Source organism: Shinella sp. HY16 (assembly GCF_028534175.1).
In the GTDB taxonomy this organism is placed as follows: Bacteria; Pseudomonadota; Alphaproteobacteria; order Rhizobiales; family Rhizobiaceae; genus Shinella.
In genome coordinates, this window is the sequence record NZ_JAHYXL010000010.1 from 71782 (window position 1) to 82936 (window position 11155).

At 61.6% G+C, this 11155-nt stretch carries 6 protein-coding genes; all 6 read right to left on the reverse strand.

Features of this window, described 5'->3' with window-relative positions:
* Positions 1–175: 175 nt before the first annotated feature.
* The gene (locus K0P03_RS35200; protein WP_050746896.1) at positions 176–1516 is read right to left on the reverse strand and encodes an IS1380 family transposase; all 1341 of its coding nucleotides are present in this window, start codon (positions 1514–1516) and stop codon (positions 176–178) included.
* A gap of 155 nt (positions 1517–1671) precedes the next feature.
* Positions 1672–4068 (reverse strand): capsular polysaccharide export protein, LipB/KpsS family, encoded by a 2397-nt coding sequence (locus K0P03_RS35205; RefSeq protein ID WP_272792253.1) that lies wholly within the window; start codon positions 4066–4068, stop codon positions 1672–1674.
* 46 nt (positions 4069–4114) lie between these two features.
* Positions 4115–6811: a tetratricopeptide repeat protein gene (locus tag K0P03_RS35210; RefSeq protein WP_272792254.1), complete on the reverse strand. Its 2697-nt coding sequence runs from the start codon at positions 6809–6811 to the stop codon at positions 4115–4117.
* Positions 6812–6824: 13 nt separating this feature from the next.
* Positions 6825–8102 carry a capsular polysaccharide export protein, LipB/KpsS family gene (locus tag K0P03_RS35215; protein ID WP_272792255.1) on the reverse strand — a complete coding sequence of 426 codons (1278 nt, stop codon included), beginning with the start codon at positions 8100–8102 and terminating at the stop codon, positions 6825–6827.
* A 45-nt stretch (positions 8103–8147) separates the two neighbouring features.
* Complete coding sequence (cysN, locus tag K0P03_RS35220; RefSeq protein WP_272792256.1) at positions 8148–10049, reverse strand: sulfate adenylyltransferase subunit CysN; 1902 nt, start codon at positions 10047–10049, stop codon at positions 8148–8150.
* On the reverse strand, positions 10049–10978 hold the full coding sequence (gene cysD, locus K0P03_RS35225) for a sulfate adenylyltransferase subunit CysD (RefSeq protein WP_272792257.1): 930 nt from the start codon (positions 10976–10978) through the stop codon (positions 10049–10051). Before cysD ends, cysN begins: the two co-directional genes overlap by 1 nt.
* Between the last annotated feature and the right edge of the window lie 177 nt (positions 10979–11155).

The following is an 11155-nucleotide window of genomic DNA, read 5'->3' on the forward strand; positions in this document are numbered from 1 at the left end:
CCTAGCCGCCTTAATGCATGGCGCGGGCCGTTTTGGCGACGAGATGCGAGGCTTTTGCTGGCTGCGCGACACCGCAGGCAAGTTTTTCCAGTCGCCGGAGTTGATCCGTCGCGATGGAAGGCGGGGTTTGCAGGTTGAGGTCAGGGGTCGTTTTGGGGCGTCAGCGCCCCGTTGGCTATGTCACGAGCCGCGGGATGCGATCCAGGACGATGCGCAGGATGCGCTGATCCGGGCAGGATGTCGGCAGGTGCAGGCGGATCTGGGTTTTCATCTCGACCACGCGCGCGGCAATCTTGATGAGGCGCAGTCGCAGCGTGTCGAATTGGGCGACGGCAAAGCTGGATCGTTTCGGCATTGCGGCGCGCAGGCCCCACATCAACCAGTAGGCGCCAGCATGCAAGAACAGCCGGAACTGGTTGGCCGCCGCTCTCGTACAGGAGGTCCGGTCGGCGGCGAGATGCGTCTTCCATGACTTGATGTGGTTCTCGGCCGCTCCACGCCGGCAGTAGACGTCCTCGTAGAGCGCTTTGGCCTTGCCACCTGCAAGGTTGGTGACGATGAAGCGGGTGTCGGCGCCTTGGGCGCCAACCTCGACGCGGGCGATGATGCGCTCGACGCGGCTCCAGCTGGCGGCGCCATCAAAGAATTCCTTGAACCTGCGGACCTTGCCCGTCTTCGCCGACGCTTCGAACCGCGCCACCGTGCTGGTTTCCAGGTCTGCGACATGCTTGCGCAAGGTGGTGGTGGGCGCGAGACCGAAGATGAAGTCGACATGGTTGGCGCGGCACCAGTCAATGACCTGCGGGCTGCAGTAATGACTGTCGGCCCGGATCAGGATCCGGGTGTTCGGCCAATTGCTCCGGATCGCCTGCACCAGGCGGCGCAAGTGGGGACGGATTTCGACCCCGCTCGGCCGCTTTGCCGGTCGCAGAACCGCACCGACGAACCGTCCCGCGTCATCGAACACAACAATCGGCTGGAAGCCATATTCATCGTAATGGGCATTGAACAGCCGCAATTGCTGGCCGCCATGCACGGCGTCAAAGGTGTCGTCAATGTCGAGCACGATCCGCTTGGGAACTTGCCGGAAAGAGACGCAGTAAAGGTCGACCATCGCCCGGCCCATCGCCACCAGTTCCCGCACGCCGGGCAGGTTCTCCAGCCGGCAGATCGTCGATTGCGAGGCCAGGTTACGACCCGACGGCAGCGCGTCCTGGGCCATCTTGAAGACCGGATCGGAACGCAGACGGTTGGCATCGTTGCCATCCTCGTAGCCGGCAGCGATCATCTTCATGCGAAAGCCGATCATGTCGGCCAGGCTATGGATGGTCTGGTCCGGGCAGCGCGGATCGTCGATGCAGCGCGCCAGACGGTCAGCCACCCGCAGCCGCTTCTCGACTTCGGCAAGAGCGAGAACCCCACTGTTGGACGACAGCATGCCGCCATCAAAACGGGCGACAACGCACTTGCCGCGAACAGATGACAAACCGGGCAGCGCTAGCGTAGGATCATTCATGGCGGGTGCGGTCTCCCAGAAACGACGCGGATCGGCGTAAGCAACCAAATCCTACGTCATTTCAACGGCTTGAACCACATCCGCCAACCCCTCATGAATTATTCGGGCTAGGCGCGGTTCGATCAACGCTCAAAATGACAATCACTCCCTGGCATTTACTGCGGGCGTTTGAACTGCTGCTGTCCGAGGATGATGCCGAGAAGCGGCGCTCGCATGATCCAGAGACGCAGTTTCACGCGCTTGTTGGTCGGCAGGCGTGCGATCGCCGCCTTCTGCGCCGCGATCGCCGCTTTCCGGTCGCCGGCCAGAAGGTAAGCCTCGGCCGCGTGGCGCAAGAGGTTCGGCTGGTTCTCCTTCAACGCGAAGGCCTGCATCAACTGTTCGGCCGCTTGTTCGTATCGGCCCTCCCGATAGGCGGCAAAACCAGACATGCTGAGCGCTTCAGCGCTTGATGGGTCCGGCTCGCCCATAAATCGCGTCGGCGCCATTTTGGCTCCGGCATAACTCAGCCAGGAAAAACGCACCGTCTCGTTCAAGCGGCCGAGCCGCTCTGCCGTATCCTTCCAGCGCAGTTCCGTCACGCGGATGTCCTTGTATCCATGGCTCTTGCGGGTCTGGAACTCGACGATGTGGTCCGTGGCGCGGAAACGGGAGTATTTTCTGAGGATGAACCAGGCGGTGATGCGAAGAACGAGGTCACGCGCAGGCCGCTTGAGCTCTCCTTTCTTCAGCGCCGCGATGCCGGCGGCGGCGGAGGGTGCGCGATAGCCTGCCCCGGCGAGATTGTAGAAGGCGTTGCCGAGGGTGATCGTAACCGTCTCATGCATGAGGGACAGAAGGCCGACCCCGGAATTGTAGCAGAGCGTGGCATCGACGCTGTCGATGAGGGCGTGGATGTTGTCATCCCTTTCCGCCGTGACGACATTCGGACTTGAAAGCGGAAGGTCCGTCTTCGACAGGGGGTGCGGCTTTATGATGAAGAGGACGTCGGGGTTGTCAGTCACCAAAGACGCCAGGGACGCCAGGAACTGCGGGTAGGATTGTTCACCGCGAAGGAACAGGGTAACGGCCATGTCGTCTTCCAGCTGGAGCGGCACGAAGCATTTGAGGCGGCGGTCGTCCTGGAGATGGCGGTATTTTGCCGCCGTCTCCTCGTAAACGCCCATCTGTTCGAGGGTCTTGCCGCCCCCGCGCAGGTCGTCGACATAGGCCCGGGCATCTTCCAGCTCTTCGGTGGAAAACGTTTCCGCAAGGAAGGCGGCTTCGGAAAAGCGCTCACTGTTGTAGCAGACGTCCTCGTCATAATAGATCGTCTCCGGCAAGGCGCCCCTTTCGATGACAACCGTGTGCCGGCCGAGCGCCTTGGCCTTGTCGAAGATCGGGCGGAAGGCGGCGTGGCTCTTCATGTAAGGATTGAAGATGGCGATGTCGTCGATCCGGCCCTGTTCAAGGCCGGAAAGGATTTCGCCGACCGCGTCCGCCTTGTCGGAGAGGACGGGAACGAGCCGGTAGCCGAGAAGCCGGAGCGGCAGGAAATAGCCCAGCGTGTCCTTGTTCTTGCACAGGCAGGCAATCGTCTTTTTGCGGTCGAGATGGTCGATCGACAGCAACCTTGTGCGATCGGCGAGATACTTTTGCGCCGCGGAAAGGAAATTCTCCCGTTTCCTGTCGCCAGACGCATACCACGCCTGTTCCTTCGCGCGAGGATGGTGCCGGTGGAAAACCTTGAGCCCCAACCCCGCCGTCGGCTGAGAAAGCAGCTCGAAGAGCCTGCGAAAGCCGGCATAGGGCCGCGCCTGATAGAAATTGGCCCTAAGCGGCCCGAACAGGTCCTTTTCGGGCTCCTCCGGCAAAGGCAGAAGGCCCGCATGGAGGCAGAAGCGCAGCAGGAATTCGAAATCTTCAGATCCATGCCCACGGAAGGATGGATCATAGCCTCCGACGAGGGAGAACATCTTCCGACTGATCAGGAAGACGTTCGAATAGGGCGCGACATAACGCTCATCTGGGCCGCTCACCTCGGAATAGTTCAGCGTGAAGGCGAATTTACGCAGGAGGAATGATTGTTGCTCGGCGCTGCCGAGGCTTTCGAGCTGCTGCGTCTCGGCGGCCCCAAGATGAAAGGCCGGCGGATTGAGCATGACGTCGATGACATTGCGCATATCGAGCGCGCTCGCCGTCTCCGCCAGCCGCTGGAAGAGATCGCGTTCACTGATGAAATCAGGATCGCAGAAGTAAATGAAATCCGTAGCGCACAGCGATGCACCGATATTACGGGCAAGCGACAGCGAGAACACACCTGGATCATCGACGAAATGATAGCGATAGCCGCGTCGTGTGCAGATGGCTGCAATGGCGTTTCGGTGCGAGGGCTCCGATCCGAAATCCACGACAACGATCGGCGGGCAAGGCTGGTAGTATTCAGCCATCGCATCCAGTCGGTCGGCAATCCAGGGATTGCCGTCATGAAGGCGGACGCAGAACACCATGGTGATGTCCTGCACGCTGATCGGCGCACCCGGTCTACCGGGGGAGGTTTCTGCGGAACTCATTCGTCATCCTTGGTCGTAAAGAAAGACACACCCACCGCCGCTTTCATCAGGGCAGGAAAGGCCGGCCTGGAAAGAACCGGCGCAGCCATTGCGGCAAGGCTGCATCCCGCCTCCTGCGCTGCAGCCGCTTGTTTTCGGGCAAGCGCTTCAAAGCCTCATCCAGGCATTCCAGCGCCAAAGCGTCCGCACCGCGCTTCAGATAGCATTCCGCTAGGCATCGCAGGTGCTCGACCTCATCGGGTTCGCGCGTACGCAGGGCCTCAAAAAGCTGCGTTGCCTTTCTGTAATCGCCTGCGGCGAAGGCTTCCCGTGCCTTTTCGCTCAGTTTCCCGGCCGGCAGGATCATCCAGTCGGCGAGGGGACCACCATGCCGCTGGACGCCGGTTTCGAGGAGGAGTTTATGGAGATTCCGATCCTCCGGAAGCCAGCGATGGGCAATCTCAAAGAGGCGATCGGCATCCTCGTAATCTCCCGCCAAACGCACGGCTTTCGCCAGCTCAATGAGCGGACGCGCGGCACTCATGCCATCGGGAACCCATCGGCGCGCCATCTCGAAGAGGCGCGCAGCTTCATCACGCTCGCCGGCCGCATGCGCCACCTTGCCCGCTTCGATCATGGCACGGGACAGGTTTTTGTTGGCAAGCTGCCGCCGGTTGGCAATCGCAAACAGGCGAAGCGCTTCGTCATATTCGCCTTTCTCGCAGGCCGCACTTCCCATGCGGATGAATGTATTGATAGCCTTCGTCTCTTCCTGCACCCCCTCACGGCCGCCGAAGGAAAAATAGAGCGGTGCCTTGAGAGAAACGTTTCCCGGAACCTGCCCCAGAGCGATGGGAGCTTCGGTCAGTCCGCGGATGACGGAAAAAAGGATACGGTTTGTCGTCCCTCCCGCGCTGGAGGGAACCTGATCGGCAACGCCGAACGAATAGAAATCCTCGGTCAGGTAGCGCAGGAAGCTCAGCCGCCTGTCCTCATCCGGTAAGGAGGCCTCCTTGACAGCCGCGACCAGCGCCTCCCTTTCGGAAACCGTGCACGCAAGGCCGGGCTGGGCGTAGAAGGCTTCGCCGCAGCAGATCACGGGCTTGCCTTTTGCAAGCGCCGCAAGACCGAGACCGGAGTTGAGAACGACGACCGACGCAGCCAAGTCAATCAGATCGGCCGCTTCCTCGTTCTCCTCCACGAAGAGGACATGCGCCATATCAGGGACGGCGGCGCCTGGCGTGCATTTTGCCACAACGAGATAGGTCTGCGGATCAAGCACCTCTGCGAGATAAGCGATCCAGTCCTTGAATGCATCAGCCCCGCCGCAAGGGCCAGCGAAGGCGCGGGCCATTCCGTCATCCAGGTCTTGCATATCCACAAGCACCATCCGCCGCCCGCCGAGACCAAGTCGTTCGGCGAGAGCAGGCCCTGCTACCTCGGTGTCCTCCGCAAGTGTGGGCTTTTCGCTTTCCAGCCAGTCCAACACCCTCTGCCGGGCAGCCTCGTCCAGAGGCTTGTCCCAACGCGCCGCCGCATACGAGGCACTGTCAGCACAAAACCCTTCTGGATCGAAGAACCAGCTTCCCGGCAGCCCACCCTGCCCCCAGACAACAAGACGCCGCCCCGCCGCCTTGAGGCCCTTGTACAGGGAGCAGCGATGGTCATTGCCATAGGGGTCGAGGAAAAGGATCCGGGTAAACCCTTCTGCATCCAGGGTGCGGCTCAGCAATTCGCTATCGGCAAAATCCCCCTCCTGCCGGATCCGATAATGCCCGAAGGCGGGGAAAGCATGCCGTAGCACCCGGAGGGCCGGAGCGTCTTCCTCGGCAAGGACAAGCGTCTTTTCCCGGGAATGCAGGTCTTCCATGGGCAGGAGCCAGGACGCACCGGTATCATAGGCTTCCATGATGCCGGAGACGCGCTCCTGGTTTTCCGTCATCGGCGTCACATAGCTCGCATCCTCGCGCTGCGGGTGCCACAGATGAGCCATCTGCATGCCGCGCTGGAAGACGTCGATGCCATAGAGCGCGAAATAGGCCCGGAACCCCTCATAGCGCTGGATCGCGTTGCGGCGGGTGTTGAGATAATAATTGCCCGTGCGCGGTCCCTTCGGCCCGTAGCTTGCGAGCCGGTGCAGAAGCTCGAAATCCTCCGCCCCATGGCCGACGAAACTCTTGTCGTGCCCGCCGATCGCCAGGAGATGGTAGCGGCTGGCGACGATCGCCGAGATCGCATAGGTGTGATTCTGGTAGACCGTCCTGTCGTCCCGCATCACCCCGTCATGCAGCAGCGTATCAGCGAAGGCTGCCTCCCTGCGTGCGAAGAGATCCAGGTAACGCCGGGTGAAATCCTCCGTCATATAGGCGCCGGGCAAGGCGAAAAAGGTGTAGGCATTGTCGGGCATGCCGCGCAGCCGCGTCTCCTCCAGCACGCGCTCGTAGCTGCGCGGCGACATGAGAAAATCGATGTCGTGGTAGAGGATCAGCGGCGTTTGCGCATGCTGTGTGCCGATGTCGCGCGCATGGCCGACGCTGAAGGGGGCATCACCCGTTTCCACGCGCACCAGCCGCGTTCCTGTCGCGGCGGCAAGATCACGCAACTCTCCCGCCCTTTCCGCCGGCGTGCCGTAATCGACGATGAGCGGCGCATACCCTTGGGGCAGTGTCGCGATGATCCGGGCGATGCGCTCGGGCTCGTCGTAAAGCCGGTCGGCGGAGAGACGCACGGGAATGACGGCCGTGATGAGCGGTTTTTCGAACAAGACGCGGCCTCCTCTATTTCCGTGCGTCGAACGGATAGAGGACCCGTCCGACGATGCGCGCTTTCAGAGATGTCCTCTCGCGGAAGAAGCGGATCGGATTGGCCCTGTATTTCTCGACGAGCCTCCTGTTGCCGCCCCACCCGATGAGGGGAATGAGGATGAAAGGCAAAAGGTGGCGCCAGCCGAGGATGCCATAGGCGCCCCAGGGCCGCCATTCATCCGGCTTGGCATCGCCAAATTCGTTCCGGTATTTTTCCGGGTTTTCAAGGCGCAGCTTCAACCATTCGACGGCCTGCTCGAATGTGGAACGCGCGCCCGTCACCGGCTCGAAATAGGTCGGATAGCGAAGATAGGCGGCGGCGAAGACCTCTTCCACCGTGCGCCGACGCGTGCGCCTAGGATTGGGCTGCCGGTCGTCGGTAAGGCCCCAGCCCGCGTAGAAGGGACAGCCGAGCACGGTCAGCGGAATGCCACGCAGCAGCGCCTCGAAGCCGCCGAGCGAGGTGATCGCATAGGCCTTGTCGATCGTTTCGAAGGACCGGGCGAGTGGAATCTTTTCCCTGAGGATGCGGCAGAGATGGGCGACCTCCTGCGGATCCGACTGGGCGTCGCGCACGCCGTTCAGGATATCCGGATGCGGCTTGTAGAGGATTTCGGCGTCCGGATTTTCCGCGGCGGCGAGCCGCACGAGGTCGTTATTGCCAAATTTCCGGTCGCATCCATAGAGGATGGAGGCGTCATCCTCGACCTGGCCGATGACGAGTACGCGCGGCTTCGTCTTCTCCCCGAGCAGGTCCGCAAGGGAGAGGCTCGACACCATGTTGTACTTGCTGAGGCCGCCTTCCACGATGAGGCGGATGCCTGCCCTCGCCCGTTCCAGAAGATCCGGATCGCCGGAAAAATCATGCGTCTCCAGCATCACTTCCAAGTCTGATGGCCCCCGGCTGTCGAAATAGGGCCGGCGACTGTCGAGCGAGAGCGACAAGGGTGGCGTACGCGCAGCGTTGGGCCGGTTCGATCGCAGAAAACCGTCTTCGATGAAGAAACAGGGGATGCCTCGGTCCCGCACGAAGGTCTCGAGGTTGGCTGGCAGATTGTGGCCCCAGATGAAGACCTCCGCCCCCCTCGTCGCCGCGATGCGCGCCATCCACTTGCGCTCGAACACTTCCGCCGTGACGTTCAGCGGCAGATAGACGAAGCGCCGCTCCGGAAAGAAGGACTGGAAGACAGCCCGCTTCCAGCCGTTCATATGGAGCGCAAAGGTAGGGATTTTCGGTGCGTCGGTCGCCATCGCTCTATCGTCTCCGCATCCGGCGTAGCGCCGGGATGCGGTCGATCATCCCTCCATCCGGCTTTCCAGAACCGCGTGGATCCGCATCGCCAGCTTGTCCGGCTCGGTTCCGACGGTCTCGAGGTGCACTTCAGGATTTTCGGGCGCTTCATAGGGCGAACTGATGCCCGTGAAATTGGCGAGCTCGCCGCGCATCGCCTTCTTGTAGAGCCCCTTCGGATCGCGCCGCGCGCATTCCTCGATGGGCGTATCGACAAACACCTCGATGAACTCGCCCTCGACCATCAAATCCCTTGCAAGCTGCCGCTCCGAGCGGAAGGGCGAGATGAAGGAGACCAGCACGATGAGACCCGCATCGGTCATCAGCTTGGCGACTTCGGCCACCCGGCGGATGTTTTCGACACGGTCCTCGGCGGTGAAGCCGAGATCCTTGTTGAGTCCATGGCGGACATTGTCGCCATCGAGCATGTAGGTATGGCGGCCCTCGGCGTGCAGCAGCTTCTCCAGGTGGTTGGCGACCGTCGACTTGCCCGAGCCGGAAAGGCCGGTGAACCAGACGACCGCGGCTTTCTGGTGCTTCAGGACCGCCCGCGCCGTGCGATCGACTTCCATCGCCTGCCAGTGCACATTGTCGGCCCGGCGCAGCCCGAAATCGATCATGCCGGCGCCGACCGTCCGGTTGCTCATCCGGTCGATCAGGACGAAGTTGCCGGTCACGCGGTTGGCGGCGTAGCTGTCGAAAGCGATCGGCGCCCGGGCCGAGAAATTGCACACCGCAACGCCGTTCATGTGCAGCGCCTTGGCGGCAAGATGGGCGAAGGTGTTGACGTCGACCTCGTACTTGAGGGCTGTCACCGTCGTCTCGACGCTGTCCGTTTCGGTGCGCAGGATGTAGCTGCGGCCGGGGATCATCGGGTTCGCATCGAACCAGATGACATGCGCCTGGAACTGGTCGGCAACGGTCGGTCGGTCGTCGGGGGCGACCAGAATGTTGCCGCGCGAGACTTCGAGCTGGTCCTCGAGGACCAATGTCACCGCCTGCCCTTCCACGGCGCGATCGAGTGAACCGTCCCGGGTGACAATCTCCTTGATCCGCGTCGACTGGCCGGATTTGGCGACGATCACCGTGTCACCGACGGCGACGGCGCCGGAGGCGACCTGGCCGGCGAAACCGCGGAAATCGAGATCCGGGCGGGAGACGTACTGGACCGGGAACCGGAAGGGTTTTTCGCGGTTAGCCTCCTCGACCGGAACCGTTTCCAGATGTTCGAGCAGATGCGGCCCTTGATACCAGGGCGTATTCTCCGAGCGGCGGGTGACGTTGTCGCCGTGACGGGCCGACAGCGGGATCGGCTGGATCGTGGCAAAGCCGAGCGCGCCGGCAAAGGCCCTGAATTCCGCGACGATCTTATCGAACACCGTCCGGTCGTAGCCGACGAGGTCGATCTTGTTGACGGCGAGCACGATATGCCGGATGCCGAGCAACGAGGCGATATAGGCATGGCGACGGGTCTGCCGCAGGATGCCCTGACGCGCATCGATCAGCACGACAGCAAGATCTGCCGTCGAGGCACCTGTCGCCATATTGCGGGTATATTCCTCATGGCCGGGCGTATCGGCGACGATGAACTTCCGCCGATCGGTGGCAAAAAAGCGATAGGCGACGTCGATGGTGATACCCTGCTCGCGCTCGGCCTCCAGCCCATCGACCAGCAGCGCAAAATCGATTTCGTCGCCGGCCGTTCCGTGCTTCCTGCTGTCGCGCTCGAGCGCAGCGAGCTGGTCCTCAAAGATCAGCTTTGTGTCGTAGAGCAGACGGCCGATCAGGGTCGACTTGCCGTCGTCCACCGAACCACAGGTGAGGAAACGCAGCAGGGACTTGTTCTCCTGCTCGCGCAGATAATCGGCAATCCCCTTTGCGGAAAGGTCCGAAGCGACGGTCGCCATCAGAAATAACCCTCGCGCTTCTTCTTCTCCATCGAGCCGGCCTCGTCCTTGTCGATCATCCGACCCTGGCGCTCGGAGGTCCGCGCCGTCAGCATTTCCCGCACGATATCCTCCAGCGTCGTCGCATCGGAATCGATCGCGCCGGTCAGCGGATAGCAGCCGAGCGTGCGGAAGCGCACGAGGCGGTCCTCGACCGTTTCACTCTTACCGATCGGCATGCGCTCGTCGTCTACCATGACCAGCATGCCGTCCTTCTCGACGACCGGACGCCGCGCCGCAAAATAGAGCGGCACGATCGGGATGTTCTCCTTCAGGATGTACTGCCAGATATCGAGTTCGGTCCAATTGGAAAGCGGAAAGACGCGGATCGATTCTCCGGGCGCAACACGCGTATTGTAGGTTTTCCACATTTCCGGGCGCTGGTTCTTGGGATCCCAGGCATGGGCGGCGTTGCGGAAAGAGAAAATGCGCTCCTTGGCACGCGACTTCTCCTCGTCACGCCTGGCACCGCCGAAAGCCGCGTCGAAACCGTATTGGTCGAGCGCCTGGCGCAGCGCTACCGTCTTCATCACATGGGTGTGGATGCTGGAGCCGTGCGTGAAGGGGGAGATTTGCTGCTCGACGCCTTCCGGATTGACATGGACGAGCAGATCGAAGCCGAGTTCGGCCGCCATGCGGTCTCGAAAGGCGATCATGTCCTTGAATTTCCAGGTCGTATCGACATGCAGGAACGGAAAGGGCGGCTTTGCCGGATAGAAGGCCTTCATCGCCAGATGCAGCATGACGGAGGAGTCCTTACCCACCGAATAGAGCATAACCGGCTTGGAAAAAGTCGCAGCGACCTCGCGAAAAATATGGATCGCCTCAGCTTCCAGTCGCTGAAGGTGAGTAAGAGACGTCAATACGTGCTCCGATGGTCCATTGAACATCCCGTTCTCTTTGCACAACGTCCGCACGATAGCAAAAGGCTTTCTGGCGAACCGCTACTTGGAGACGCCTATCTGCTCTGGCGGAAAAGGCCTCCTGTTGGTTATATCCTCACTACGACATGCGCCCCTCCTGCCCCACAAGGCTTGAAAGCGGGCCGAATACAGGACAATCCGGAC

What these genes read in the sequence shown, in the direction of transcription:
- K0P03_RS35200 (WP_050746896.1), bottom strand. Translation starts at nt 1,516, where the DNA reads ATGAATGATCCTACGCTAGCGCTGCCCGGTTTGTCATCTGTTCGCGGC.
- cysD (WP_272792257.1), bottom strand. Translation starts at nt 10,978, where the DNA reads ATGTTCAATGGACCATCGGAGCACGTATTGACGTCTCTTACTCACCTT.
- cysN (WP_272792256.1), bottom strand. Translation starts at nt 10,049, where the DNA reads ATGGCGACCGTCGCTTCGGACCTTTCCGCAAAGGGGATTGCCGATTAT.
- K0P03_RS35215 (WP_272792255.1), bottom strand. Translation starts at nt 8,102, where the DNA reads ATGGCGACCGACGCACCGAAAATCCCTACCTTTGCGCTCCATATGAAC.
- K0P03_RS35205 (WP_272792253.1), bottom strand. Translation starts at nt 4,068, where the DNA reads ATGAGTTCCGCAGAAACCTCCCCCGGTAGACCGGGTGCGCCGATCAGC.